We start from the raw sequence: 24,896 nt of genomic DNA, 5'->3' as shown, positions 1-24,896 counted from the left end.
TCGAAGATGAGTTTCATGGGGTTTCTCCTTTTCCCGTTTTCCCGCGAAGCGGCTTTCCTGCCCGAAGGGGCAGGAGCCCCGCTCCTGCTCCCGAGCTCGTGCGGAACAGCGGGGGAGAGGGGGGCAAGCCGACAAACGGGCAGGGGGGACCACCCACCCCGAAGGGGCGCGCATGCGGATCCGCGTCAGCAAGATCCGCGGCGCGTCCTGCACCGAATGGATGGGGGCCGGTCTCGGCCGGCGCCAGGGAGTGAGGGAAGGATGGGGGATGCCGGTTTTCGGCTTGCAGGGGAGAGGGGGCAGCGACCCTCTTTCCCCTCTAAAGGATCAAAAAGAGGCCGCCCTGGGCGGCCACAATACCTCGTGGGCTAATCGGCTCGAAGCTGTGAAGACGGCCAACTCGAAGAACCGACCGGAAACCTAAAGTCGAGGCGGTCACAAAATGAAACTCGTGTATATTCGGCTAGAAGCGGGAGGGGAAAGTCATGACATGGGTTTCGGTGATATTGGCCTCGGTAGTTCCGGGCGTGTTGATTGTCGGCTATCTTAATCGCCGGGGAAATCCCCAGGACAAGGCCAAAGGAATTGGGTGGCAGTTCATCCGCTATACGGTGCTCACCATTGCAGTTCCGATTGTTGGAATCCTCGCGCTAAATGGCGCTCTCACCGGAGAGGCGGCAACACTGATCGCCGGCGCAATGGGATATGCCTTCGGCAAAACCCCCAAGGACGAATAAAGGTTGGGCCGTGAACTATTTCAGCGAAAAAGAAGAAGGTGAGCGCCCTCGGGAAAAGGGGGAAATTGGCGAAGGGGCGTGGGGCGGTATTGGGGCACTCATCGCCGCACGAATTGAAGATTGCGTATTCCGATGAAGCCGGCCATTGATTCCGAAACGAAGCCGGCCACCTGTTCCGATTTCATTCCGGCCAGCATTCCGATTTGAAGCCGGCCAGTCGATGCTCCCCTGGGTCGTTGTTTTGAATGGCTCCTGTTTGTCGTGCGGTCAAGCGGCGGATGGAGTGTGGCGCTGCTTTCGCAGGCTCTCGCCGCTGAGTTCAATGCGGTAGGCGCTGTGGACGAGGCGATCGAGGATGGCGTCGGCGAGTGTCGGATTGCCGATCATGTCGTACCAATGATCGATGGGCACCTGGCTGGTGACGATGGTGGATCGCTTCTCATAGCGATCTTCGATGATCTCGAGGAGATCGCGGCGCTGCTCGTCGTTGAGCTTCTCGGGACCCCAATCGTCGAGGATGAGCAGGTCGGTTCTGGCGAGTGCCTTGAGGACCTTCGGGTAGCGGCCGTCGCCGCGCGCGAGTGCAAGGGTGGCGAATAGCCTGGGCAGGCGATGATAGGCGACGGAGAAGTCCTCGCGGCATGCCTTGTGTCCGAGCGCGCAGGCCAGCCAGCTCTTGCCGACGCCGGCGGGTCCGATCAGCAGGAGACTGTGATGATGCCTGATCCAGTCGCAGCCGGCGAGCTTCAGGAACAGATTGCGGTCGAGGCCGCGGGCGGCGCGGAAGTCGATGTTCTCGACCTGGGCGTCATGGCGGAGCCTGGCGGCACGGGCTCTCGCCTCGAAGCGCTTCTGGCGGCGCGTCGTCGCCTCGCGCTCAAGAAGGAGAGCGAGCCATTCGCCATGCTCGAGGCTCCTCACTTCCGGTTGGGCCTCGAGTTCGTGATAGGCGCTTGCCATGCCGGAGAGGCCGAGTTCGCGCAGCATGTCGATGGTGGGATTGGTCAGCATTGTCTTGGTCCTCAATGAAAGTAGCCGGGGCCGCGCAGGTTTGCGTGTTCCATGACGGCGGCGGGTTCGGTGGAATGCCTGTTGGACTTGTGGGTGGCGATGAGTGCGGTGATGGTCTTGCAGGTCAGCCCGCCGATCTCGACGGCACGCGCCGACACAGCCTCGGCGCGCTCGCGGGGAAGATCGCGATAGAGGCGCAGGACTCCGAGGCATGTCCTGAAGCCCTGTTCGGGATGTGGCCGGCTGGCGAGAATGGCGGTGACCAGGCCTTCGGTCTCGGGACCGATCGACGCGCCCCAGCGCCGGAAACGATCCGGTGTCCACTCGGCGTAGCGCCGATGCGAACTCGGCATATGATCGGGGTCCGTGCCAAAGCGCGGCCCCCCATAGCGGCGCTGATGCGCGGCGATGCGCTTGCCACGGTGGAATATCTCGATCATCCGGGCGGTGGCACGGATATCGACCTGCTGGCGGATGAGGCCGTGCGGGACGGAATAGAAGAAGCTCTTGAACTCGACGTGATAATCCGTCGAGACCCGCGCCAAGCGCCATTCGGCGAACTCGTAGTCCTCTGCGGGAAGGGTTGCGAGGGCTGGGCGTTCGACCGTCTCGAAGAGATGCCGGCGGCTGACGCCGAGCCGGCGCATGACATGATCGTTGATGCGCGCGAGCATCTCGGCGATCGCGGCATTGGCCTCGGCAAGCGAGAAGAAGGTCTGCTTGCGCAGGCGGCCGAGAATGCAGCTCTGGGCAAAGCGCACGGCGTTCTCGACCTTGGCCTTGTCCTTCGGGCGTCGCGGCCGGGCCGGCAGGACGCCGACACCGTAGTGGGACGCCATCATGCCGTAGCTGCGATTGATCTCGGGATCATGAAAGCTGGCGCGGTTGACGCCGGACTTCAGGTTGTCCGGCACGATCAGCCGGGGCACGCCACCGAAGAAGGCGAACATGCGCACATGCGAGCCGATCCAGTCCGGGAGCGTCTGGGTCCAGGTGGCCTCGGCAAACGTGTAGCTCGACGCGCCGAGCACGCCAACGAACAGTTCCGCCTCCCGGACCTCGCCGGTCTTGCGATCGACGATCGGCACCTTCTTTCCGGAATAGTCGACGAAGACCTTGTCGCCGGCGGCGTGTTCCTGGCGCATCGTCGGCGACAGGCGTTGCTCGAAACCGCGAAACAGTTCGCAGAAGCGGCTATAGCCGTAACCGTCGGGATGGACGCTGCGGTATTCCTCCCAGAGGATCAGAAGCGTCACGCCCGGCTTCTTCAGCTCGATCGAAAGCTCAGCCCATTCAGGCTCCTGCCTTCGCCGCTGGCCCTGCTTGACCCCGGCGCGGGCGAAAAGACGATGTTCGAGCGCATCGTCGGTCAGCTCGCCGGGCAAGGGCCAGGCCAAGCCCGCTAGCGCCGCCCGCTTCAGATTGTCCTGCACGGTGCTGCGCGCAACGCCGAGCACCACCGCAATCTCGCGGCTACTTGTTCCGCTTCCGGCAAGCCGGAGCATCTGTCGTAATTGTCTCATGGTCAGCCTTCTCTTCGCCGGCATCAAAATCTCCTCGTGTACCGGGAGGCTTGATGCCAAAGTTGCTGACCCAGGGGGTATCGTTAGAGCCGAAAAACGGCCGACAATTGATTGGAATCGTGGCCGGCTTCAAATCGGAACGGTGGCCGGTAATTGATCGGAATGCCGGCCGGCTTCAGCTCGGAATCCGCAGAAGATGGCTCCTTCGGCGCGACTTACCCCAATCCCTGTCCCGATGGTAATGGACCCATTGGCACCGACGCGGATGCCTTTTGGAAGGGAATGCAGGGAGACATTCCCAATTTTCAGGAACTCCCGTTACCGGCCTGGTACGACGCGATTGAAATGCCGAGGACGTTAGATATCCTCGATGCGATCGAATTCTGCTGGCGATGCGTCGGAAAGCCTATGCATGTCGGCTATCACGAGTATTTCAAACACCATCATCTGCGGTTCGATGTTGGAGCCGGCCGCGGCCAGTTTCGAGAGGACATCAACCGAATTCTTCGGCGGAACGGGCTTGCCTACGAACTCAAGGTAGATGGCAGCATCGAACGTCTCGCGCCCCCTGTGTTGAGGGAAGAACTTGAATCGGCACATTTCCGCACAGGAGATTCGGAGTTGAACCGCATGCTGGAAACAGCGCGTCGGAAGTTTCTTGACCCTGACCGTGCGGTGCGCCGAGAATCGCTGGAAACACTATGGGATGCCTGGGAGCGGCTTAAGACCTTGGGTCCAGGACCAGACAAGAAGGCACAGCTCTCCGCTCTCCTCGACGCCACAGCCGAAGCATCCTCCCCGCGACTTCGCGAGGCCTTGGAGAGAGAGGCCAAGGAGCTCACGTGGATAGGCAACAACATGCAAATACGCCACTCGGAAAAAGAGAAAGAGCAGGTCGCAAGGGGCGAACATATTGACTATCTCTTCCATCGGCTTTTCAGCCTGATTCAGGCTCTTCTCCGGATGAACAAGGGGATTTGACCTACGCAATATCGGTCTGCGCGACGGATAGCCCCCGAAGGCCGAGACGATCGACTGGCGGGGGTTGGCTTTCCTGGCATGATGGCGGCTCCGGAGGAGACGCCGGCAGGACTTAGGAATGCCCCCAGGCATGGAATAATCGGCTCGGTAAGCCCTTTCAGGGCGGGGTTAGCCGGGTCGGGCCTTGGCCCGAACGCGCCCGAAAATCTCTGGTATTGCCCAACATAGGGTCGCTCAATCAATCAGCAGCCCGGTAAAAGTTACCGCCGCTTTGGAAATTTGAAGACCAAACACCAGCTTTCTTCTCCCTGGCCTCGGCTTCGATCAGACCATAGCTTTCCTCGATCGGCTCGCCATTTACTCGTTTGGCAATCGCCATGCCCTTTTCCAGGGCAAGCTTTGCGATGTCCTCACCGCTCGGCAAAAAGCACCGGCCATAAAACGTTGCATACTCGGCCGAACCTTCGTCTATGCACTTGATTGCATAGCCCAAAGTGATCTGCGTAAGCCATCCGGCGGCGACGATCCCGCACGGCCAGCCGACGCCGTTGAAAAAGGCCCTCTGCTCCAGATCACAGGTTTCGATTCCATAAAGCCGCACCCACAGGTTCGAACCTTGCAACTGGAACCGGCTGCCATTTGCCACGGAAACGAGCCCGGAACGGGATTGCGCTTCGGCTTGAACAGCTCCGGCCGCGATCAGGATCAACGCCAACGCCCAAATTTTTGGTTTCTGCATCATTGGGAGCCCTTTGATCGGATGCTACGGCATCGCATTCACTTCTGGCTGCCTTGTCATTCCGTCTTTTTTCTCGGGACACGGCCGATTCCGGAATAACGCTGCGCGTTCACGCGCTGCGGCATCCGTTTCGGCGCTTCGCAACTGCGCCATGCTGTAGCCTTCGAAGATGACCATGATTTGCTCCTGCACATGCCGATACATGTTACGCAGCGAGCACCGGCCATTGAGAAAGCACGCACAGTCCGGCGATCTGTCGCATTCCGTGAATTTCCATCCCGCTTCCTGTTCCCCGACGGCGATCACTTCCGACACGCGGACATTCGCCAGGTCGCGAACTGCTTTGACGCCACCGTTGCGGCCTCTAGTCGTGCGGACGAGGTTCGCTTGCGCCAGGTCGTTGATGAGGGTCTGCATGGAAAACGGTGAAATGGAGACGGCAAAGGCCAGCTCGGGCACTGGCACCAGTCGGTCCTCGAGCTGCGCGGCCAGATAGAGCAGGATTTTGATTGCGTTGTCGGAACGCATCGACATTTGCATGGTGGATCTCCGCTTAGTTTCGGTATGTCGGGGTTGACGGCGCGCGGCGTTCTTTTCGCGGCTTCCGCCAATGGAACAGCGAGGCCGGAAGATGAAGCTGGCCGGCCTCCGCCTTCGACAACATCCCGTTCAAATAGGCTCCTGGGTTATCGATCAGTCCATCCTCATGTTTCTCGTAGATCAACGCGACCGCCGCGGCCGCGGTTTGACGGCCAAGCATCCGGCAGGCGGCCGCCCATGTCGAATCCGGGATCTGCAAGCTCGGTTTCGCCACTTTTTCAGCGGCATTAACTATATCGTCCCATGTAACGCGCCCTCGGGAAACTATCCACTGCCCAAATTCCGGGCAAAGCACCATCAGAGTTGGGGGATCGATCGGCCTTGCTTCGATTTTTGTCGGTTGCTCTGGTGTCTCGCCTCGCTCAGGCTTATTTCCTAAGCCCTCTTCGCCGGCAGAGCCGGCGCTGATCAAATCGAGTTGTTCCGCGTTAGCGGAACGCCGCTCTCTTCTGTACAAATCATGGATTTGTCTCTCGGTTGTATTCTGTATGTGCGGCTCACTGGTGAACCCCAAGGGGCTCATATTCATGTCTTTCTGACCCGCTTGCCCTGTGCCTGACGGGGTGGGGCGGGCGGCTTGATCTTCGAATTTGTCAGCGGCCGCGGCATAGGCCGTGCGTGCCCGCTCAAGGATGGCTGCGAGGCGTTCACTTAGATCTTCCAGCCGTTCGGTCGAGCAACGGCCGCGCCGCAGCACGGCAAGCTCGTCCAGCTCGTCGGCGCACTCGCGCCATGGGCCGGGTAGATCGTAGGCGAGGCCGGATTCGATATAGGAGGTCAGCATCTTCCGATCGCGCGTGAATTGCTGTGCCAGGGACCGGGTGTAAGCCTGACGGCGTTCCTGCGCCTCGGCCATCGCCTCGAGGTCCGGAGTCCTGATGCCCAAGGGAGCAAGATCGATCCCGTAACTCCGCTCAACTTCGATCCTGCCGGAATGCGGATTGCGGCGACCGACGCGGCGGCCTGATGGACTATCTTTGAAGGTGATCAGGCCAGTTTCGGCCAGCCGGCGCAAGGTCCGCTTCACTGTAGCCAGGGACGTGTTCAGTTCGTCCATGAGCCGTTGATTGTCCGGCCAGGCCAAGGGGCGGCTGTCTGCTTCCCAATCGCAGTCGCGGGTGAAGCTCAAGAGGCAGTTCATGAGCTGGATCGCCTGGGCATGGAGCCCAAGCAGTGATGATGCTTTGTTGAAGGCAAGGACCGCCCGTTTTTTCTGAACGGCGGTCTGCGTGCCCCATTGTTCGGCAAGGGTGTGCGCATTGTTTATTCCAGGCGTCATCGCCCGGAAACCGGTTGGATTTGACATAGGATCTCCTGTTGCAGGGCAAAGCAGACCCGTTCGCCAAAGCGGCGTTTGTGGTTGACAAATTTTCCGGAGAGACTATCTTCAAGAGCAAGTTTCAGAAGCTGCTCGGGGTTTGGCGACCCTGGGTTTGAAGATAGGCTCCGTCGCTTCGGCTTCGGGGCCTTTATCTTTTCTGGGCTGAGTTCAAACGGTTTCCTTTTATTTGCAGTATTGTGATTTGGGTATTTGTGCCGGATTCGCTCCGGCGCGGCAACCCTGTCCAAGTCGATTAGGAAAATCTGCGGATTGGGATCATCCCAATGTGCGGACCGCATATTTTTTCTGAGGATCGGGACAAAATGAAACTGAGGACCGATCCGCAGGTACGCTAACGGTATTAGCCCCGTCCGCTTACGGGGCAGGCCTCCGTGGCGCGAATCTCTTGCGCCATCGTAAGTCTACTCCGTTTTGGTCATATTCCAGTAACGATGTTCCTAACATCGGCCCTCCCGCGTATCAGACAGGAGGCCAGTGCAATCAAAATCGATCATGTCTCGATCGATTACGCTGGTCTGAAGAAGATGGGCGAGAGCACAGAGAATACGACTGTGGTCCATGCCCAGGCACGTGACGAGGAACGACACTTTGACAGGCAGTGAGTCGTTGGCCGCTCGGGCGAGCGCGAGCGTAACGGCGAGTTGGTCCACAAGTATTGCACGGTCACGCGCTAGATGCGCCGGCCGGAACGTTGACGATTGGTAAAAGCAAAGGTCCCATGGACCTTGAATAATATTGTCTCCGGTCGCCTTAGTCATTGGTTCCTATATTTAATTTCCCTCATTTAGTATTGCATCACGAAATATCTTCAATTCGGGCGTCTCTACGAGGCGAAGTGCAAACGCATGGCCGCGCCCCAAACGATTGTGAATCTGTTCTCTTGTGACCAGGCCGCGCTCGACCAGCCGGGTAACGAGCTTGTGCGTCTGTGAGGCGTTGAGGCCGTAGATCTCGCCAAGTCGCTGAGTGGTCAAAGGCTCCGGCTGATTTTGCAGGGCATTGATCGTCAACAGCACCGCGACTTGCTGCAAGCGAGAGGCGGCTGTTTCCTCCGGAAAGGCGTTTTCTACGATCTGCTTCACGAGATGCCAAATGAGTCGGTTGTGCGATTGCATCCGTTTTAACTTTCACATATAGAAAAGTCCAGCCATCGTTTTGATGGCGGGCTGTTTCTCCTTAGTCGCATTTTTGCGGCTAGGCGATGCTGCGTGTCTGGTGCAACTGTGTCACATACTCTCGGATTCCGTGTAAAAGTCGCTACCCTGAGTCATGTTTCCTCTGTCGCCGGGGATCGTGTCCCCCGGGGTGGTGTAGCTTTGGCGGTCGCCGTGCTTCCGGACAGAGCCGGGAATGGATCAGCTTGCGGCTGGCAGGCTGATGAGCGGATCATCGCTCATCGTGGCGATTGTCTCAAGTGTCATGTAGCGGGACCGCTGGACGGCCCATTCGTCGTTCTGTTCGAGCAGCAGCGCACCGACCAGGCGCACGATGGCGTCGTCGTTTGGGAAGATGCCGACGACCTCTGTGCGTCGCTTGATCTCACCGTTCAATCGCTCAATCGGGTTTGTCGAGTGGAGTTTGGCCCAATGCTGCTTGGGAAAGGTCATGTAGGCGAGCACGTCTTGCTCGGCACTGTCCATGAGACTGGCGAGTTTGGGCACCTTCGGCCTGATCTGGTCGGCGACGTTGCGCCATTGGGTACTTGCAGCCTCTGACGTGTCCTGGGCAAAGGCCGTGGCGATGAAGGCGGAGACAACACGGCGTCCGCTCTTTCCGGCATGGGCGAGCGCATTGCGCATGAAGTGAACCCTGCAGCGCTGCCAGGTGGCGGAAAGCACCTTCGATACTGCGGCTTTGATGCCCTCATGGGCATCGGAGACGACGAGCTTGACGCCACGCAGACCCCGCCTGGTCAGCTTACGCAGGAACTCTGTCCAGATCGCCTCGGCCTCGGATGTGCCGATCTCCATACCGAGCACCTCGCGTCGACCGTCGGTGTTGACGCCGACGGCGATGATGACGGCGACGGAGACGATGCGCCCGCCGCGCCGGACCTTGAGGTAGGTCGCATCGATCCAAAGGTAGGGCCATTCCCCTTCGATGGGCCTGTCGAGGAAGGCCTTCACCTTCTCGTCGATCTCCTCGCAGAGCCGGGATACCTGGCTTTTGGAGATACCCGACATGCCCATGGCTTTTACAAGATCATCAACGGATCGGGTCGAGACACCCTGGATATAGGCCTCCTGGATCACCGCCGTCAGAGCCTTCTCCGCCATGCGGCGCGGCTCAAGAAAGCTTGGAAAATAGCTGCCTGTGCGAAGCTTCGGAATGCGCAGCTCGACGGTTCCCGCCCGCGTCTCCCAGTCCCGATCGCGGTAGCCGTTGCGCTGGGCAAGTCGGAAGCTATTCTTCTCGCCATAGCCCGCGCCGGTCTTCGTGCCGACCTCCAGCGCCATCAGCTTCTCGGCGGCAAAGCCGATCATCTCCCGGAGCAAATCGGCATCAGCGCTCTTCTCAACGAGCGAGCGCAAGTTCATCATGTCGTCGGTCATCGGTGGTGTCCCTCAGGTTGGTCATAAGCAACACGACCCTACCGGAAAACACTGGTGACCACCGCTACGCCGTCCGCTCCCTACGGCACATTGGAGGGTACGCTCGCGAGCGGCTTCGCTATCACCCAGCTACACCACTCGGCGGGACACGATCTCGCCGGGTTGACACATGCTACTGGCTAACTCAGTAACCGAATTACTGGTTTGCAATAGGACTTGATGGCGAGAGGGTCTTCTTTTGAGCAGGGACGGAGCGAAGGAATCGCGCCGCAGGCTGGAAAACAGTCTTCGCGACGCACTCGGCAAGACGATCCTTGCCGCCCTCGATGACCCCAAGGTTGTCGAGGTCATGCTCAATCCTGACGGCACTCTTTTTATAGAGCGGATTGGTGCTGGCATGGAGCCGGCAGGTGAAATGAGCGCCCATGACGCCGAGGCGGTGATTGGCCGCGTGGCTCACGCGCTCAAAACCGAAGTCGACCAGGACCGGCCGATTATCTCTGGTGAACTGCCCCTGGGTGGCCATCGTTTCGAGGGGCTTTTGCCCCCGGCCGCACCCTCTCCGATGTTCACGATCCGCAAGCGCGCATCGATGCTGATCACGCTCGACCAGTACATGACCGACGGGATCATGAGCGCGGCGCAAATCGCCGTCGTTCGCGAAGCGATTGCAAATCGGTGGAATATCGTGGTGTCGGGCGGCACGGGTACGGGCAAGACGACGCTCACCAACGCGATCATTCGCGAGCTGGTCGACGTGGCCCCGGAGCATCGACTGGTGATCCTTGAGGATACCGCCGAAATCCAATGCTCGGCGTCAAATCACGTCATCCTGCATACAACGGACACGGTGGACATGGGCCGTCTCCTGAAATCGACGATGCGGTTGCGGCCTGACCGTATCATCGTGGGCGAGGTGCGCGATGGCGCGGCCCTGACGCTCTTGAAAGCATGGAATACAGGCCACCCGGGCGGCATTGCGACGGTTCACTCGAACAATGCCTATGCCGCTCTCACTCGCCTCGAGCAGCTTGTCGCGGAAGTCAGCACCCAACCGATGCCCGAAGTCATCGGGGAGGCGGTCGATCTGATCGTTTCCATCGAACGCGCCCCAGGCGGGCGCGTTGTTCGGGAAATCCTCAAGGTCGAGGGGTTCCGCGACGGAAAATACCTCATCACGCCTATCGGCAACCACAAGTCTGAAACACAGGGAAAACTCCATGTCGCGTAAATTGCTGACGCTACTCGGCCTCGTTGCCGCTTCACTGATGATGATCGAACCGGCTCTTGCTGGTGGTGGCGGCGGGCTTCCCTGGGAAGGTCCGCTTGAACAGATCCAGGAATCCATAACCGGGCCGGTCGCCGGCGCCATCGCGCTTGCCGCCGTCGCCATTGCTGGCGGCATGCTGATCTTCGGTGGCGAGCTGAACGATTTCGCCCGCCGTCTGATGTACGTGGTCCTTGTCGCCGGCATCCTGCTCGGCGCAACGCAGATTGTCGGCCTGTTTGGCGCGGGCGGCGCGTCGATCGGCGTTCCGGAGCAAGTGGAAGCCCTCAAGCCGGTCCCTGGGGGACCGGCTAATGGCTGAGCAGGAAAGCCGTTTGGAGAGGGCGCGGATTCACCGCGCCCTGTCCCGGCCAACCCTGCTTTTCGGGGCTGACCGCGAACTGGTGCTGATCACCGGGCTTGCAGCGGTCATCCTCATTTTCGTGGTTCTCACGATGGTATCGGCGGCGCTCGGCTTCGCGATCTGGATCGTGGTCGTCGGCCTTTTGCGCATGATGGCGAAAGCTGATCCGCTGATGCGCAAGGTCTACCTCCGCCACATCAGATACCGCTCGTATTACCGGCCGACTTCCACGCCATGGCGGAAATATTGACCGATGGTAGCTCTCTCCAAATTCCGCCACACCGGCGCGTCGTTCTCGGACCTTCTGCCCTATGCGGGGCTGGTCGAAAACGGCATTATTCTGCTGAAGGACGGCTCGCTGATGGCGGGCTGGTATTTTGCCGGTCCCGATAGCGAAAGCTCGACCGATTTCGAGCGCAACGAAGTGTCGCGCCAGATCAACTCCATCCTCGCCCGGCTCGGTTCGGGCTGGATGATTCAGGTCGAAGCCGTGCGCGTTCCGACCACTTCATATCCGACCAAGGATCAGTCCTATTTCCCCGATCCGGTCAGCTCGTTGATAGATGACGAGCGGCGCCAGCGCTTCGAAACGGCCGAAGGCCACTACGAAAGCCAGCACGCCATTATCCTGACCTATCGCCAGCCGGAAAAGCGCAAGTCCGGCTTGGTGAAATACATCTATTCTGACGACGAAAGCCGCTCGACCAGCTTTGCCGACCGCACGCTTGAATATTTCCGTGCGCAGATCCGCGAGTTCGAGCAGTACATGGGCAACGTCGTCTCGATCCGGCGCATGGTGACGCACGAAGCAGAGGAGCGCGGCGGCTTCCGCACCGCCAAATATGATGATCTTTTCCAGTTCGTGCGCTTCTGCCTCGTAGGCGAGAACCATCCGGTTCGCCTGCCTGCCGTGCCCATGTATCTCGACTATCTCGCGACGGCCGAATTTCATCACGGCCTCTCGCCCATGGTGGACGGCCGATACATGCAGGTCGTGGCGATCGACGGCTTTCCGGCCGAGAGCTGGCCGGGCATTCTGAACGTTCTCGACCTCATGCCTCTCACCTATCGGTGGTCCAGCCGTTTCGTCTTTCTCGATCCTATCGAGGCCAGCCAGCGACTGGAGCGCACCCGCAAGAAGTGGCTGCAGAAGGTTCGCCCCTTCACCGACCAGCTTTTCAAGACCAATAGCGGTTCTGTTGATCAGGATGCGCTTTTGATGGTGTCGGAAAGCGAGGACGCGATTGCAGCGGCCAATTCGCAGCTCGTCGCCTATGGCTATTACACGCCGGTCATCGTCATGTTCGGCAATGACGAGGCCAAGCTGCGCGAACGCGCGGAAGCGGTTCGCCGCTTGATCCAGGCCGAAGGTTTTGCGGCCCGTATCGAGACCCTGAATGCAACCGAAGCATTTCTCGGAAGCATGCCGGGCAACTGGTACGCCAACATTCGTGAGCCGCTGATCCACACCCGCAATCTGGCCGACATGGTGCCGCTCAACTCGGTCTGGTCCGGTGAAGCGGTAAACCCGTGCCCCTTCTATCCGGAGGGTTCGCCGCCGTTGATGCAGGTTGCCTCTGGTTCGACGCCGTTCCGGCTGAACCTTCATGTTGGCGACCTGGGCCACACGCTGATTTTCGGGCCGACCGGTTCGGGTAAATCAACGCTCCTGGCCCTGATCGCAGCGCAGTTCCGGCGCTACAGGGATGCGCAGCTTTTCGCCTTCGACAAGGGCAAGTCGATGTATCCGTTGACGCTGGCGGTTAACGGCGATCACTACGATGTTGGGGCAGGGGAACAACTGACGTTCTGCCCTTTGTCGGATCTGGAATCCGATAGCGACAAGGCTTGGGCCGCTGAGTGGATCGAAACCCTGATCGAGCTTCAGGGCGAAAAAGTCACGCCTGACCATCGCAACGCGATCTCGCACCAGGTCGATCTTATGTCGAAATCAGAACGGCGCTCGCTTTCAGATTTCGTGTCCGGCGTGCAGATGCGCTCTATCAAGGACGCGCTGCGCCACTACACGGTCGACGGTCCCATGGGGCATTTGCTCGACGCGGAACAGGACGGCCTCAAGCTCTCGAACTTCCAGACCTTCGAAATCGAAGAGCTGATGAATATGGGGGACCGCAACCTTGTTCCGATCCTGCTCTACCTGTTCCGCCGAATTGAAAAGCGCCTGACCGGCGCTCCAAGCCTGATCATTCTGGATGAGGCCTGGCTGATGCTCGGCCATCCGGCATTCCGCGACAAGATCCGCGAATGGCTGAAGGTCCTCCGTAAGGCCAATTGCGCGGTCATCCTGGCAACGCAGTCGATCTCGGATGCGGACAAGTCCGGCATCATGGACGTCCTCAAGGAAAGTTGCCCGACCAAGATTTGCCTGCCGAACGGCGCTGCGCGCGAAACCGGTACGCGCGACTTCTACGAGAAGATCGGCTTCAACGACCGGCAAATCGAGATCGTCGCCACGGCCATCCCGAAGCGGGAATATTACGTTGTTTCGCCGGACGGCCGGCGCCTGTTCGACATGGCGCTCGGCCCAATCACGCTGTCCTTCGTCGGCGCCGCCGGCAAGGACGACATCAAGCGCATCGAGGAGCTGCACACCCACTACGGCGATGAGTGGCCGCGGCACTGGCTTCAGACGAGAGGAATCGAGAATGCTCACAAACTCTTTGCTTCGTAGCACCGTCGCGGGGGTCCTGCTCGCCCTTAGCATTTCCGGCTCGGCTCATGCCGGCGCGGCCACTGGCGGCGCGACCGAATGGACGCAGCTTTTGAACAATGTCCAATTGCTGGAGCAATCGGGGCAGGGCGTCACCCAGATCAACAATCAGGTGACACAGATCACCAACCAGATGACGCAGATTCAGAACCAGCTCGACCAGTACCGGACGATGCTGCAGAATCTGGAAAAGCTGCCCGATAACATTTGGGGGCAGGCGCAGCAGGACCTCAATCAACTTCGCAATCTCGTCCAGCAGGGCGATGGCATCGCCTTTTCGATGGGCGGATTGGACGACGTTCTAAAGCAGCGTTTTCCGAGCTTCGAGGAATTTGCCAGCGGTGTGAAGGGCGGGGAAAACTACTCCGACCAGTATCAGAGCTGGTCGCAGACCAACCGGGACACGATCGGCGGGACATTGGCGCAAGCCGGTCTAACGGCTCAACAGTTCGACAGCGAACAGAGCACCATGCGCGAGCTGCAATCGCAGTCGCAGTCGGCGGTTGGCCAGATGCAGGCGCTACAGGTCGGGCATTCGATCGCCAGCCAACAGGTCGAACAGATGCAGAAGCTTCGCGGCCTTGTTGCACAGCAATCGACCATGATGGGCGCTTGGTACCAGTCCGAACAGGCCGCCAAGGATCTCGCGCAGAACAAGCGGGAGCAGTTCTTTAATAGCACATCGCCGTCCACCTCCGGCGGTCAAGAAATGCAGCCGAGGTGGTAAGCGCATGACTGTTGTTAAGCTCCCCATCGTCATCGTGATTGCCCTCCTGTCCGCTGTCGCGGGCGGGGCTTTGTCCTATGTCGTCATTCCGAACACCGATCCGGAGGTGAAGGCGTTGCTTGCTCGCCAAGTTGAGCTTGCCGAAGAGGAAGCCGCTGCGCGCCAGGCTGCGCAGGAAAAAGCCGGCGACTTCTTCAAGTCCAATCCGGACGACTATCCAACCTCGGGCGGCCAGAAAATGGCACCTCGTTTCTGAACCAGCAGAGGTTTTCAGCATGCGCGCCGCATCGATTTTGAGAATGGCGACCTTCGCCATTGCCGCCCTCGCTTTGGTTGAGCCAGCCATCGCACAGGAAGGCAGTGTCCTCACCAATCTGGAAAACCAGGTGCGGTCTGCCACTCAAGGGTGGGAATCCACCGTCATGAACGCGGCCACTTCGCTGTTCTGGATCTTGGCGGGTATCGAATTTGGCATTGCCGCCGTCTGGCTCGCAATAGCCTCGCCTTCGCTCGATACGTGGTTTGCAGAGCTGGTGCGCCGGATCCTCTTCATCGGCTTCTTTCTGTTCGTCCTTCAGCAAGGGCCGGACTTCGCAAAATCGATCGTAGACAGTCTCTTCCAGCTCGGCGCCGATGGCGGGTCGGCGTCTCCTGCGGACGTGTTCAACGCCGGTATCCGCGTGGCCTCGAAGCTCTCCGAGCAGATCAAGTTCGGTCTGTTCGAAGACAATGCCATGGCGATCGCGGCGGTTATCGCCGTCGCAATCGTGGTCATCTGCTTTTCCCTTGTCGCGGCAATCTTCGTCGCCGTGCTGGTGGAAATGTATGTCGGCCTGCTCGCCGGTATGATCATGCTCGGCCTTGGCGGTTCCAGTTTCACCAAGGAATTTGCGATTAAATATCTGGTCTACGCCTTCAGCGTCGGCATGAAGCTCATGGCGCTGGTCATGATTGCGCGCATCGGCTCGGAAATCTTGATCGGATTGGCCGATGATGCGACTGCTGGTGAGGAGTGGCTTGCATCTTTGATCATCGCCGGCCTTTCGGTCGTCGTCTTCATGATCGCACTTCATGTCCCGAACATTATTCAGGGCGTCGTCCAGGGTGTCTCCACCAGCAACGGCATGGAAGCCATTCGTGGCGGCGCTCAAGTCGCCACTTTTGCCGCCGCTGCGGCAACTGGCGTCGGCGCCGGGGTTGCCGCCGCTGGTGCTGCAAAGGCCGGGGGCGCAAGCGCTCTTGGTTCGGCCATGGCAGGCGCTCGGGCAGGGGTCTCGACCAGTGCCCGCAACATGGCCAACGACGCCTTGAACAAGGCGGTTGGCCTTCATGGCTCGCGCGGAAGCGGCGGCCCGTCGATGGGGCTGAGCAATCCCAAAGTCAAAAGCAATCAGAAATGAGCGGCATGGCCCGCGTCTCTCCAACGTCAGGAATTAGGTCATGGCGAAGCTGAAAAATCCCGAAAATCCGTATCTCGCGGCGCGATACGAGTGGAATGAGCGGTATGGCAGCGCGACCCGCTCTGCCAACGCTTGGCGCACGATCGGCATCCTCGCCATGACCATGGCCGTGATCGGTTTCGGCTATGGGCTGTATCAGTCGAGCCAGGTCAAACTGGTGCCCTACATCGTCGAGGTCGACCAGCTCGGCAATTCCGTTTCGGGCGGCTTCCCAGCGCAGATCGAATATGCCGACGAGCGCGTCGTGCGCGCCATGCTCGGCACGTGGATCTCGAACTTCCGTTCGATCACGCCCGATACCATTGTCCAGAAGGGTTACATCGATCGCACATACGCGATGCTGCGGAAATCCGACCCATCAACAGAGAAGGTCAACAACTGGTTCCGCAACAATTCGCCCTTCGACCGGGCGCGGACTGTCACCGTTTCGGTTGAGGTCAGCAATGTCGTGGCGCTCTCGAACAAGAGCTATCAGGTCGATTGGTCCGAAATCGAGCGGGATCGCGCCGGCAAAGAGCTGCGCACGCGACGCTGGCGCGGAGTGGCGACCGTTACACTATCGCCACCTCAAGACGAGGCTATCATTCGCCTGAACCCCATCGGCCTTTACCTCCAGGACTTCGACTGGACGGCCCAACTTTAGCCAAAACGCTCGCGGAGAGAGTGATGTTCAATATGATGAAATTGCGCGCGAGCGTGTGCGCTACAGCCTTGGTTTTCAGCACGGTTGCCCCGAGCATGGGACAGTCGGCCGACTTCAACGCCAACAAGGGCATCGGCATATCCGGGCAATGGCAGAATGCCGGCGCGGTCATGACGAAAGGCCCGGACGGGCAGGTGATCTATCTCTATGGGGAGACGCAGCCGACGGTCGTTTGCTCCCCCTGCAACTGTGCGAAATCCAGTTGCAGGCCGGAGAAGCCGTGCGCGACGTTCTGGTGGGCGATACCGTGCGCTGGCAGGTCGAACCGGCATCTTCCGGTTCGCCGGAAGGCCAGCGCATCAGCCTGATCGTCAAGCCGGCCGAAGCCGGGCTCAAGACGTCCATGGTCGTCACCACATCGCGCCGGACCTACCACATCAATCTGCAATCCCACGGCTCACGCTACATGGCGCGCGTGGCTTTCAACTACCCGGAAGACATTCGCAAGCAGCTCGAGGTCGTGAACCAGCGGATCTCCGACAGCGTGATCCCCGGCGCCGGCGTTCCGGCCGAAAACCTCAACTTCAATTTCTCCATGTCAGGCAGCGCCAGGTGGAAGCCGACGCGCGTCTACACGGACGGAACGAAGACCTATATCCAGTTCCCTGGCCACCTGGGGAGCGGCGATGCGCCGGTCCTCTATGTCGTTTCGGGCGGGCAAAACCAGATCGTCAATTACCGGCTCAACAACAATATGATGGTCGTCGACTATCTGATCGATCGGGCCATCCTCGTTTCCGGCGTCGGGAGCCGTCAGCAGAAAATCACAATCAACAGGAGGGGATAGTCATGTCTGACTTCTCCATGAAGATCTCACGCGCGCTTGCCATCGGCATCATATCGACCTCGCTCGCGGCCTGCACCACGACAGGGGGCTATTTCTCCCCTGTTGCCAGCATGGATGCGGCCCAGCTCGATAGCATCGCGGCAGATGCCGTCGCCGGCGACATGGTTGCAAAACTTGCCGAGAATGTCGGACCGGGGACCGGAACGATCGCTCTCAAAAGCGACGATTCCGCTTTTGCGGCATCGCTCGACAAGCAACTGCGAGGCTGGGGCTATGCCGTTGATCCGGCGGCAACCGGCGCGGGCGCGATCCCGCTTGCCTACACCGTCGACACGGCTGATGGACAGGTCCTCGTGCGTCTTTCCACGCCGACCGTTGAATTGGCCCGTACCTATTCGACCTCGACGGGCATTGCCGTTCCGGCAAGCCCCGTGTCGGTCATGCGCCGCGCCGAAAGCTAAGAGGACCTGGCTATGAGTTCGATTGATTTGAATGCCGGTCCTGATGAAGACCGCCCGAAGATCCGGCGTCTCAACAGACTGCCGATCTTCATCTTCATCGGGCTCGCGGTCCTCTTTTTTGGCGTTATCATTTGGGGCCTGTCGCAACGCGGCCTGATGAGGGGCGGGGAACAGCCGGACCAAACCCAGGGGCAACCTGCGAGCGATTTTGCCGATGAAATCAAGCGCGGCATTGGCGACGGCGTGATCGGCGAGCCTCGGCCTGATCCGGTCATTATTCAGCCGTCAACGGAAACCGCCGTCGAAGAGGATCGACCGGCCGTGAACCCGTTCCAGCCGACGACACGGCAAGAGACGGTCCAGCAGACGACATTAGAGCCGGAAGCCGATTGGCGCGAACGTCTCCTGCGCGAGCAGGAAGAAGCGTTGCTGCGCGAGCGCCATCGCCAGCAGCTTGCGGCAATTCAGGCTCAGAGCAATGCTCGCAACAGCCCTATGGCGATCGACATCACCAATCTCGACGCGGCCCAACAGTCTGGTCAGCAACAGGGGCAAGGGCAGGGGACAACGCTTGCCGGTACGGGCGGCATGTCCGACCTCTATGCGGCCGCAATGCGCGCCGGGCTTGGTGGTCAAGCCGGTGCAGGCGACCAGAACAATCAGGCTGGAAAGCAGGCGTTTTTTAATCAGGACGTGGCCGATCTTGGCTATCTGCCAAATCAGGTCGTCCCGCAAATGTCGCCCTATGAGCTCAAACGCGGCTCGATGATCCCCGCAACGCTCATTACCGGCATCAACTCCGACCTTCCCGGGCGCATCACCGCCCAGGTTCGCCAGAATGTCTATGACAGCGCCACCGGCCACCGTCTTCTGATCCCCCAAGGGACGAAGCTCTTTGGCCGTTATGATTCCGAAGTCTCTTTCGGTCAGCAACGTGCGCTCGTCATCTGGACCGATATCATCTTCCCGAACGGCTCCACGCTGCAGATCGGCGGCATGGCAGGCGTTGATACACAGGGCTATGGCGGCTTCCGCGACAAGGTGAACAATCATTTCTGGCGCACCTTCGGTTCCGCCATTCTGGTCGCGGCAATCGGGACCGGCATCGACATGGCCTTGCCGGAAAGCAGCACCAATGCCTTCGGTGTCTCGCAAGAACGGCCAGAAGATGCGGCCCGCCGCAACTTCGCGGAATCGTTCGGCCGCGTGGCTGACAAGACCATCGACCGCAATCTGAATGTCCAGCCGACTTTGGAAATCCGGCCTGGCTACAACTTCAACATCCTAGTCGATCAGGACATCGTGTTTCCGGGGGCATACAGGACGGGAGGCGAGCGATGATCGCACTTGGGCGTGCCGGAATCCGGCTTCCTATCATACTCGGCACGGCCGCTCTTTTGAGCGGCTGCCTCGCGCCGGAGGAGTTCAACGCCACGATTGACCTTTCGGGCTATTCCTACTCCGTTGAACTGGATGGGCGTCTGGCCGACCCTCGTTATGTGAAGGCCCTGCAGGATAGGCAGGAGATTCCGCCCGACGCCGATGAGAAGATGAAGGGCCAAGAGGCCTTGGCAGCGACGATGCCGGGAATGGAGCGCTTCGTCTATGTAGGGGGAGGCCGGTTTGATCTGGCAATGAGCCTAGAAGGCGAACTTACTGAATCGAATCCGGCGATCGGTTTCCCCGCCACCAAGTCACGGTCCGGCAACAATTTCTTGACGGTTGAACGTCAGGAGGATGGCTCGGTCGTGATCTCGACGCCGGTGGTGCCGAAACAGGCTTTGGCTGACCTCAACTCGATCGGCTTGCCGGCGACTGGAACCGTCACCGTCACCGTCAAGGGCACGGTTCTGGAACAGAACGCCGACGAGGAGGCCGGGCAAACCTATAGCTGGCATCGGAAATCCTGGGAGGATCGCGTATATCTGAAGCTCGATCCGGGCGGAAGCTGATGAGCATCCTGCCGAACAATAAGCAACCTCTCTCCGGACAACGGAGATTGGATGCCCTTCACGATTTAGAGCTGATCGTGCAAGGCGAAGAGGCCGGAATTACGTGGCGCCGAGTTTGCGTCTTGCTCGACAATGAGCTGGCCGAAATCAACCATCCCGTTATTGCACAGGGAACGAGTTGGGGGTTGAACCTCACAGATAACGGGCTCCGTTTCATCGATGGTCCAACAACAAAAGAGGTTCAGCCCTCGCGAGCATAAGCAAGGAGATTTGCGTGACCCGTGGTGTGCCTAAGAAAAAAGAACCCGACGCGATCGATATTCATGTTGGACGCCGAATCCGTATGCGGCGCGTCTGGCGCGACATGACACAGGTGGCTTTAGCCGGGGCGATCGGCCTCACGTTCCAGCAGGTGCAAAAATACGAGAAAGGGACCAATAGGGTAAGCGCAAGTCGCCTCACAGAAATCGCGGCCGTTCTCGACGTCGCCCCCTCGTACTTCTTCGAGGACATGCACGACCGCGAGGGCGTTGCTCGTACTCCGCCCGTTGACAACGAGATGGCGGAGTTTCTGTCCAGCGCTGAGGGCTTAGCGTTGAACCGGGCCTTCGCTCGCATTGAAAATAAGACCATTCGTCGGCGCTTTGCTGGCCTGGTCAAAAGCCTCGCGGCTCAAGCGGAACATTCTCAAGAGGAAGAAAGGGCATTGAGTAGCAACGGAACAGAAAACTCACTTAAGCGGCCGAGGTGGGCTTTCCGACATTCCGGCACGGCGTTAGCGCCAGCGATCCAGCTCCTTGATCGTTGACCTGTGGCATTTGAGGTGATGCTTCATCAGCCTGATGTCGTGGAGGTAATCCTGCTCCGGCCGGAATTCGTAATCCGGATCGATATGGAGGTGGTTGCGGGTAAAGCATTCGACCAGGTTGATGCCGTCCCAGGTGCCGATGACCTGTTCGAGGCTTTTCGCCATATGATGCAAAGGGGAACCGGGCTCGTTTTCATCCCTCATCTTGTGAAGACGCACATGGATGTGCTGCAGCATGTCGGTCCGCATGTAGCGGTTCAGGAGCATGAGCGAGTGGGCCGGCGTCTTCGGCACGGCAAAGCCCATCTTGTCTTCCGGCGGCAGGTCCGGAACATTCGGGCGGTGGTCTGTGTCGGGCATCGCAACAAACCCCGGTTTTCTGCACCTCGGAACAACACGCCGGCGAATCTGGCGCGACGATCTGCCGATTTCATATAAAGCCTTGGATAAACCTATAGCCAGAAAACCTGGCCCCCGCTACGTTGATAGACGAAGGGGGCGAACATCACCATGCTGATCGGATATATGCGGGTGTCGACGGCCGAGCAGAGCCTCGACCTTCAACGCGATGCGCTCGAAAAGGCTGGCTGTCGGAAGATCTACGAGGATGTCTGTTCGGGCCGCGCCACCGAGCGGCCCGGCCTTGCCCAGGCACTCGACACCGCTCGCGAGGGCGACACGCTTGTCATCTGGAAACTCGACCGGATCGGACGATCCCTGCCGCATGTCGTCGGGCTTGTCGGCGAGCTTCAGAAGCAGGGGATCGGGCTGAAGGTGCTGACCGGTGACGTCGACACGACCACGGCGACGGGGCGACTTGTCTTTGGCATTTTCGCCACGCTCGCCGAGTTCGAGCGCGATCTCATCCATGAGCGCACGATGGCAGGTCTGGCCGCCGCGCGAGCCCGGGGTCGCGCCGGCGGACGGCCGCGGATGATGACCCGTCCGAAGCTTAAGACCGCGATGGCGATGATGGCGGACCGGGAAAACAGCGCCCGTGATGTCGCCACCCAGCTCGGCGTCTCGCTGTCGACGCTCTATGCCTATGTCGACAGCAAGGGCCAACCGCGCCCGCGTGCCGCTGATCTTCTCAAGAAGCGTTCGGTCGCCGCGAAATAGGAGAGCCCGTGCCGGTCAGCTTCCTCACCGAGGACCAGGTCCGGCGCTACGGTCGTTTCGCGGACGAGCCGACCTCCGATCAGTTGGTCAGGTACTTCTATCTCGATGACGCCGATCGCGCGTTTGTCGCCGAGCATCGCGGCGATCGCAACCGCCTGGGCGTCGCCGTCCAGCTCGGATCGGTTCGCCTGCTCGGGGTGTTTCTCGAGGACCTTGCGACAGCTCCGGCGTCCGCCGTGGGGTACGCGGCAGAGCAACTCGGCCTCAATGATCCGGGCGCGATTTTCGCCTATGCGAACGACCGGGCGCGCTGGCGACATATCCCGCGCATCCGGGCACGCTATGGCTATCGCTCCGTCACCGATCCCGGCGTGTCGTTCCGGCTGAGCCGCTTTCTCTACGCCCTTTGCTGGACCGGCACCGACCGGCCCTCGGCGCTGTTCGATAGAGCTGTTTCCTTTCTGCTCGCCAACAAGGTTTTGCTGCCGGGACTGTCGGTGCTCGAGCGGACGGTCTCCCGCGTTCGCGCGCGCGCCAATGCCCGTCTGTTCCGCCGCCTCGTCGACAAGGTGACGCCCGAACAGCGCGAGCGGCTCGACGCTCTCGTCGTGGTGCCGGAAGGTGTCCGCCAGAGCCCCCTCGATCGCCTTCGGGACGGTCCTTATATCCAGAGCGGCCCAGAGATCAGCCGGGCGCTGGCGCGTCTCGACGAAATCCGCGTCATCACGGAAGGGTTGCCGGAAATCGACAGGCTGCCGCCTGGTCGCATCAATGCGCTCGCCCGCTTCGCGTCCGCTGCCAAGGCACAGGCGGTCGCCCGACTTCCGGACGATCGGCGGACCGCAACGCTTCTGGCGTTCATCCGCACACTCGAGGCCAGCGCCAGCGACGACGTCATCGATCTGTTCGACGTCGTCACCACGACGATCTTTTCCAATGCGCAGGCGGCCTCAAGGGAGGCGCGTCTGCGCTCGCTTCGCGACCTCGATGCCGCTGCGCTGAAGCTGCGCGACGCCGCCGCCGTTTTGTTCGACGAGGCGACACCGGACGCCGAGGTTCGTGCCGTCATCTTCGAGACCGTGGGGCGCGATCTCCTGAAAACCGCCTATGACCGGGTGGGTGCACTCGCCGAGCCGCCCGACGACGTCTATTTCGCCGAACTCAGGAAACACCGGGGGCAGTTTCGCTTCGCGCCGGCGCTGCTGCGTGGGCTCGACCTCGACGCGGCTCCGGCGGGCAGGTCGCTCCTGGATGCCGTTGAACACGTGCGTGCCCTTCAAGATGGCGTCAAACGGTCTGGACCCGCACCCGCCGCCTTCGCACCGAAGGAGTGGATTGGCCAGTTGAAAGCGGCCGACGGCAAGATTGACCTGTTCGGCTATCGGCTGTGCGTACTTGATCAGCTCCGGCGCACGATCCGCCGGCGGGATGTCTTTGCGTCCCGGTCGCTGCGCTACGCCGATCCACGCAAGGGTCTTCTGTCCGGCGCGGCCTGGGAAGCGGCTCGCCCGGCCGTTTGTCGCACGGTCGGGGTCTCGGCGTCGGCCGACGAGGAACTGACCCGGCTTTCGACACGCCTTGATCTCGCCTATCGGGAAACCGCCGATCGCGCGCCCGCCAACCCGGCGCTGTCGTTCGAGACGACGGCCGGCGGCGTCGATCTGTCGGTCGCGCAGCTCGACAAGATCGAGGAGCCGCCGAGCCTCGTGGCGCTTCGCACCGAAATCGAGACCCGACTCCCGCATGTCGATCTGCCTGAACTTATCCTCGAAATACAGGCGCGGACTGGATTTGCCGAGCATTTTACCCACGCGAGCGAAGGTGGTTCACGCGCCGAGGACATCGCGACGAGCGTCAGCGCGGTTCTCCTGGCCGAAGCCTGCAATACTGGCTTCGAGCCGCTTGTCCGGCGGGACAGCCCGGCGCTTCGCCGATCGCGGCTGAGCTGGGTGAAACAGAACTTTCTGCGCGCCGAGACGCTGACCGCCGCCAACGCAGCACTGGTGGCGGCGCAGAACGCGGTCCCACTCGCCCGATCCTGGGGCGGCGGCGAAGTTGCCTCGGCCGACGGCTTGCGCTTTGTCGTGCCGGTGCGCACCATTCATTCCGGCCCCAATCCTCACTACTTCGGACACGAGCGCGGCGTCACCTGGTACAATCTGGCGTCCGACCAGTACACCGGCCTCAACGCGATCACCATTCCCGGAACGTTGCGCGACAGCCTTTATCTCCTGGCCCTCGTCCTGGAGCAGGAAACCGAGCTTTCTCCAACCGAGATCATGACCGACACCGCAGGCTACACCGACACGATCTTCGGAATCTTCCATCTCCTCGGCTACCAGTTCAGTCCTCGCATCGCCGACATCGGCGGCTCCCGGTTCTGGCGGGTGGACAGGAAAGCTGATTACGGCCTGCTCGACGGGCTTGCGGCGAACCGGATCAACGTGCGCCTCATCGCCGACCACTGGGACGACCTCCTGCGCCTCGCCGGGTCGCTGAAACTCGGCGTCGTGCGAGCCGCCGGGCTCACCCGCACCCTCCAGACCAACGATCGCCCGATGAAACTGGCCCGTGCGCTCCAGGAGCTGGGACGCCTGATCAAGACGCTCTACCTGCTGCGGTTCATCGATGACGAGAGCTATCGCCGGCGCATCCTCATACAGCTCAACCGCGGCGAAAATCGCCACAGGCTGGCGCGCGTGATCTTCCACGGCAAGCGTGGCGAACTGCGCCAGCGCTATCGCGACGGTCAGGAGGACCAGCTCGGCTCGCTCGGCCTGGTGGTCAACGTCGTCGTCCTGTGGAACACGATCTATATGGACGCCGCTCTCAATCAGCTGCGCGCCGAAGGATACGAGGTGAAGTCCGAGGACGTCGCCCACCTTTCCCCGTTGAGCTTCGGCCACATCAACATGCTCGGCCGTTACGCCTTCACACTGCCGGAAATCATCGCGCGTGGCGAACTCAGGCCGCTGCGCGATCCCCGAACCGCAGGAATCGACGACCTGTAGGCAAGCTTATGTGTGTTTTCT

24 protein-coding genes and 2 pseudogenes are annotated in these 24,896 nt (G+C 60.5%); 18 read left to right on the top strand and 8 right to left on the bottom strand.

The features are described 5' to 3' along the window. Window positions 1-485 precede the first annotated feature (485 nt). A complete protein-coding gene (locus ACX82Z_RS22995) occupies window positions 486-737 on the top strand; it encodes a hypothetical protein (protein WP_109614769.1) in 252 nt (83 codons plus the stop codon). Between the two features lie 267 nt (window positions 738-1,004). Here the strand turns inward: ACX82Z_RS22995 and istB are convergent, their stop codons facing one another. Together istB and istA are read right to left on the bottom strand one after the other, a co-directional pair. After that, window positions 1,005-1,748: an IS21-like element helper ATPase IstB gene (istB, locus tag ACX82Z_RS22990; protein WP_427207147.1), complete on the bottom strand. Its 744-nt coding sequence runs from the start codon at window positions 1,746-1,748 to the stop codon at window positions 1,005-1,007. An 11-nt stretch (window positions 1,749-1,759) separates the two neighbouring features. Beyond that, on the bottom strand, window positions 1,760-3,271 hold the full coding sequence (istA, locus tag ACX82Z_RS22985) for an IS21 family transposase (protein ID WP_253126725.1): 1,512 nt from the start codon (window positions 3,269-3,271) through the stop codon (window positions 1,760-1,762). Window positions 3,272-3,433: 162 nt separating this feature from the next. Here istA and ACX82Z_RS22980 point away from each other — a divergent pair, with 162 nt between their 5' ends. Next, on the top strand, window positions 3,434-4,252 hold the full coding sequence (locus ACX82Z_RS22980; RefSeq protein WP_459912291.1) for an AbiJ-NTD4 domain-containing protein: 819 nt from the start codon (window positions 3,434-3,436) through the stop codon (window positions 4,250-4,252). Between the two features lie 238 nt (window positions 4,253-4,490). On the opposite strand, the gene ACX82Z_RS22975 is transcribed toward ACX82Z_RS22980, so the two are convergent. From ACX82Z_RS22975 to ACX82Z_RS22955, 5 genes are all read right to left on the bottom strand, one after another. Further along, window positions 4,491-4,994 (bottom strand): thermonuclease family protein, encoded by a 504-nt coding sequence (locus ACX82Z_RS22975; RefSeq protein WP_146201552.1) that lies wholly within the window; start codon window positions 4,992-4,994, stop codon window positions 4,491-4,493. Window positions 4,995-5,015: 21 nt separating this feature from the next. Then, on the bottom strand, window positions 5,016-5,525 hold the full coding sequence (locus ACX82Z_RS22970) for an RrF2 family transcriptional regulator (protein WP_210205693.1): 510 nt from the start codon (window positions 5,523-5,525) through the stop codon (window positions 5,016-5,018). A 19-nt stretch (window positions 5,526-5,544) separates the two neighbouring features. Beyond that, complete coding sequence (repC, locus tag ACX82Z_RS22965) at window positions 5,545-6,897, bottom strand: plasmid replication protein RepC (RefSeq protein WP_109614765.1); 1,353 nt, start codon at window positions 6,895-6,897, stop codon at window positions 5,545-5,547. Between the two features lie 806 nt (window positions 6,898-7,703). Continuing rightward, window positions 7,704-8,015, bottom strand: coding sequence for a MarR family transcriptional regulator (locus ACX82Z_RS22960; RefSeq protein WP_170125235.1), 312 nt, complete (start codon window positions 8,013-8,015; stop codon window positions 7,704-7,706). Window positions 8,016-8,288: 273 nt separating this feature from the next. Then, window positions 8,289-9,485, bottom strand: a complete 1,197-nt coding sequence (locus tag ACX82Z_RS22955; RefSeq protein WP_057352988.1) for an IS256 family transposase — start codon at window positions 9,483-9,485, stop codon at window positions 8,289-8,291. Window positions 9,486-9,723: 238 nt separating this feature from the next. Between ACX82Z_RS22955 and trbB the strand changes: the two genes are divergently transcribed. From trbB to ACX82Z_RS22885, 14 genes and pseudogenes are all read left to right on the top strand, one after another. Further along, window positions 9,724-10,716, top strand: a complete 993-nt coding sequence (trbB, locus tag ACX82Z_RS22950) for a P-type conjugative transfer ATPase TrbB (protein ID WP_280523580.1) — start codon at window positions 9,724-9,726, stop codon at window positions 10,714-10,716. After that, complete coding sequence (locus ACX82Z_RS22945) at window positions 10,706-11,074, top strand: TrbC/VirB2 family protein (protein ID WP_109614763.1); 369 nt, start codon at window positions 10,706-10,708, stop codon at window positions 11,072-11,074. The genes trbB and ACX82Z_RS22945 overlap by 11 nt, the downstream gene beginning before the upstream one ends. Next, window positions 11,067-11,366, top strand: coding sequence for a conjugal transfer protein TrbD (locus tag ACX82Z_RS22940; protein WP_109614762.1), 300 nt, complete (start codon window positions 11,067-11,069; stop codon window positions 11,364-11,366). The genes ACX82Z_RS22945 and ACX82Z_RS22940 overlap by 8 nt, the downstream gene beginning before the upstream one ends. A gap of 3 nt (window positions 11,367-11,369) precedes the next feature. Further along, the gene (locus ACX82Z_RS22935) at window positions 11,370-13,808 is read left to right on the top strand and encodes a conjugal transfer protein TrbE (RefSeq protein WP_109614761.1); all 2,439 of its coding nucleotides are present in this window, start codon (window positions 11,370-11,372) and stop codon (window positions 13,806-13,808) included. Beyond that, on the top strand, window positions 13,783-14,574 hold the full coding sequence (gene trbJ, locus ACX82Z_RS22930; protein WP_109614760.1) for a P-type conjugative transfer protein TrbJ: 792 nt from the start codon (window positions 13,783-13,785) through the stop codon (window positions 14,572-14,574). The genes ACX82Z_RS22935 and trbJ overlap by 26 nt, the downstream gene beginning before the upstream one ends. A 4-nt stretch (window positions 14,575-14,578) precedes the next feature. Next, entirely contained in the window at window positions 14,579-14,830 is a 252-nt protein-coding gene (locus tag ACX82Z_RS22925) for a DUF2749 domain-containing protein (RefSeq protein ID WP_109614759.1), read from the top strand. Between the two features lie 19 nt (window positions 14,831-14,849). After that, complete coding sequence (gene trbL / locus ACX82Z_RS22920) at window positions 14,850-15,974, top strand: P-type conjugative transfer protein TrbL (RefSeq protein ID WP_109614758.1); 1,125 nt, start codon at window positions 14,850-14,852, stop codon at window positions 15,972-15,974. Window positions 15,975-16,014: 40 nt separating this feature from the next. Next, window positions 16,015-16,677, top strand: coding sequence for a conjugal transfer protein TrbF (gene trbF, locus ACX82Z_RS22915; RefSeq protein ID WP_109614757.1), 663 nt, complete (start codon window positions 16,015-16,017; stop codon window positions 16,675-16,677). Window positions 16,678-16,700: 23 nt separating this feature from the next. Beyond that, window positions 16,701-17,524 (top strand): annotated as a pseudogene (gene trbG / locus ACX82Z_RS22910) (P-type conjugative transfer protein TrbG). A gap of 2 nt (window positions 17,525-17,526) precedes the next feature. After that, a complete protein-coding gene (trbH, locus tag ACX82Z_RS22905; protein ID WP_109614755.1) occupies window positions 17,527-17,985 on the top strand; it encodes a conjugal transfer protein TrbH in 459 nt (152 codons plus the stop codon). Between the two features lie 12 nt (window positions 17,986-17,997). Beyond that, window positions 17,998-19,326 carry an IncP-type conjugal transfer protein TrbI gene (gene trbI / locus ACX82Z_RS22900; RefSeq protein ID WP_109614754.1) on the top strand — a complete coding sequence of 443 codons (1,329 nt, stop codon included), beginning with the start codon at window positions 17,998-18,000 and terminating at the stop codon, window positions 19,324-19,326. Then, the gene (locus ACX82Z_RS22895) at window positions 19,323-19,937 is read left to right on the top strand and encodes a hypothetical protein (protein WP_109614753.1); all 615 of its coding nucleotides are present in this window, start codon (window positions 19,323-19,325) and stop codon (window positions 19,935-19,937) included. The genes trbI and ACX82Z_RS22895 overlap by 4 nt, the downstream gene beginning before the upstream one ends. Beyond that, window positions 19,937-20,197, top strand: a complete 261-nt coding sequence (locus tag ACX82Z_RS22890) for a hypothetical protein (RefSeq protein ID WP_109614752.1) — start codon at window positions 19,937-19,939, stop codon at window positions 20,195-20,197. The genes ACX82Z_RS22895 and ACX82Z_RS22890 overlap by 1 nt, the downstream gene beginning before the upstream one ends. Before the next feature lie 8 nt (window positions 20,198-20,205). Further along, a pseudogene (locus ACX82Z_RS22885) lies at window positions 20,206-20,613 on the top strand (helix-turn-helix domain-containing protein); the annotation flags it as partial. Between the two features lie 99 nt (window positions 20,614-20,712). On the opposite strand, the gene ACX82Z_RS22880 reads toward ACX82Z_RS22885, so the two are convergent. Next, window positions 20,713-21,105 (bottom strand): hypothetical protein, encoded by a 393-nt coding sequence (locus ACX82Z_RS22880; RefSeq protein ID WP_109614750.1) that lies wholly within the window; start codon window positions 21,103-21,105, stop codon window positions 20,713-20,715. A 150-nt stretch (window positions 21,106-21,255) separates the two neighbouring features. Here ACX82Z_RS22880 and ACX82Z_RS22875 point away from each other — a divergent pair, with 150 nt between their 5' ends. Together ACX82Z_RS22875 and ACX82Z_RS22870 are read left to right on the top strand one after the other, a co-directional pair. Next, window positions 21,256-21,864, top strand: coding sequence for a recombinase family protein (locus ACX82Z_RS22875; RefSeq protein WP_056103234.1), 609 nt, complete (start codon window positions 21,256-21,258; stop codon window positions 21,862-21,864). A gap of 8 nt (window positions 21,865-21,872) precedes the next feature. Continuing rightward, window positions 21,873-24,875 (top strand): Tn3 family transposase, encoded by a 3,003-nt coding sequence (locus ACX82Z_RS22870; protein ID WP_109614749.1) that lies wholly within the window; start codon window positions 21,873-21,875, stop codon window positions 24,873-24,875. Window positions 24,876-24,896 lie beyond the last annotated feature (21 nt).

It is taken from the genome of Aliihoeflea sp. PC F10.4 (assembly GCF_054612275.1).
Note: the sequence above shows the minus strand (reverse complement) of the source record. Positions and strands in the feature narration are given on the sequence as shown.

Excerpts from the sequence above, each read along its gene's own strand:
- ACX82Z_RS22995 (WP_109614769.1), top strand. The coding sequence starts at position 486 with ATGACATGGGTTTCGGTGATATTGGCCTCGGTAGTTCCGGGCGTGTTG.
- istB (WP_427207147.1), bottom strand. The coding sequence starts at position 1,748 with ATGCTGACCAATCCCACCATCGACATGCTGCGCGAACTCGGCCTCTCC.
- istA (WP_253126725.1), bottom strand. The coding sequence starts at position 3,271 with ATGAGACAATTACGACAGATGCTCCGGCTTGCCGGAAGCGGAACAAGT.
- ACX82Z_RS22980 (WP_459912291.1), top strand. The coding sequence starts at position 3,434 with ATGCCGGCCGGCTTCAGCTCGGAATCCGCAGAAGATGGCTCCTTCGGC.
- ACX82Z_RS22975 (WP_146201552.1), bottom strand. The coding sequence starts at position 4,994 with ATGATGCAGAAACCAAAAATTTGGGCGTTGGCGTTGATCCTGATCGCG.
- ACX82Z_RS22970 (WP_210205693.1), bottom strand. The coding sequence starts at position 5,525 with ATGTCGATGCGTTCCGACAACGCAATCAAAATCCTGCTCTATCTGGCC.
- repC (WP_109614765.1), bottom strand. The coding sequence starts at position 6,897 with ATGTCAAATCCAACCGGTTTCCGGGCGATGACGCCTGGAATAAACAAT.
- ACX82Z_RS22955 (WP_057352988.1), bottom strand. The coding sequence starts at position 9,485 with ATGACCGACGACATGATGAACTTGCGCTCGCTCGTTGAGAAGAGCGCT.
- ACX82Z_RS22945 (WP_109614763.1), top strand. The coding sequence starts at position 10,706 with ATGTCGCGTAAATTGCTGACGCTACTCGGCCTCGTTGCCGCTTCACTG.
- ACX82Z_RS22940 (WP_109614762.1), top strand. The coding sequence starts at position 11,067 with ATGGCTGAGCAGGAAAGCCGTTTGGAGAGGGCGCGGATTCACCGCGCC.
- ACX82Z_RS22935 (WP_109614761.1), top strand. The coding sequence starts at position 11,370 with ATGGTAGCTCTCTCCAAATTCCGCCACACCGGCGCGTCGTTCTCGGAC.
- trbJ (WP_109614760.1), top strand. The coding sequence starts at position 13,783 with ATGCTCACAAACTCTTTGCTTCGTAGCACCGTCGCGGGGGTCCTGCTC.
- ACX82Z_RS22925 (WP_109614759.1), top strand. The coding sequence starts at position 14,579 with ATGACTGTTGTTAAGCTCCCCATCGTCATCGTGATTGCCCTCCTGTCC.
- trbL (WP_109614758.1), top strand. The coding sequence starts at position 14,850 with ATGCGCGCCGCATCGATTTTGAGAATGGCGACCTTCGCCATTGCCGCC.
- trbF (WP_109614757.1), top strand. The coding sequence starts at position 16,015 with ATGGCGAAGCTGAAAAATCCCGAAAATCCGTATCTCGCGGCGCGATAC.
- trbH (WP_109614755.1), top strand. The coding sequence starts at position 17,527 with ATGTCTGACTTCTCCATGAAGATCTCACGCGCGCTTGCCATCGGCATC.
- trbI (WP_109614754.1), top strand. The coding sequence starts at position 17,998 with ATGAGTTCGATTGATTTGAATGCCGGTCCTGATGAAGACCGCCCGAAG.
- ACX82Z_RS22895 (WP_109614753.1), top strand. The coding sequence starts at position 19,323 with ATGATCGCACTTGGGCGTGCCGGAATCCGGCTTCCTATCATACTCGGC.
- ACX82Z_RS22890 (WP_109614752.1), top strand. The coding sequence starts at position 19,937 with ATGAGCATCCTGCCGAACAATAAGCAACCTCTCTCCGGACAACGGAGA.
- ACX82Z_RS22880 (WP_109614750.1), bottom strand. The coding sequence starts at position 21,105 with ATGCCCGACACAGACCACCGCCCGAATGTTCCGGACCTGCCGCCGGAA.
- ACX82Z_RS22875 (WP_056103234.1), top strand. The coding sequence starts at position 21,256 with ATGCTGATCGGATATATGCGGGTGTCGACGGCCGAGCAGAGCCTCGAC.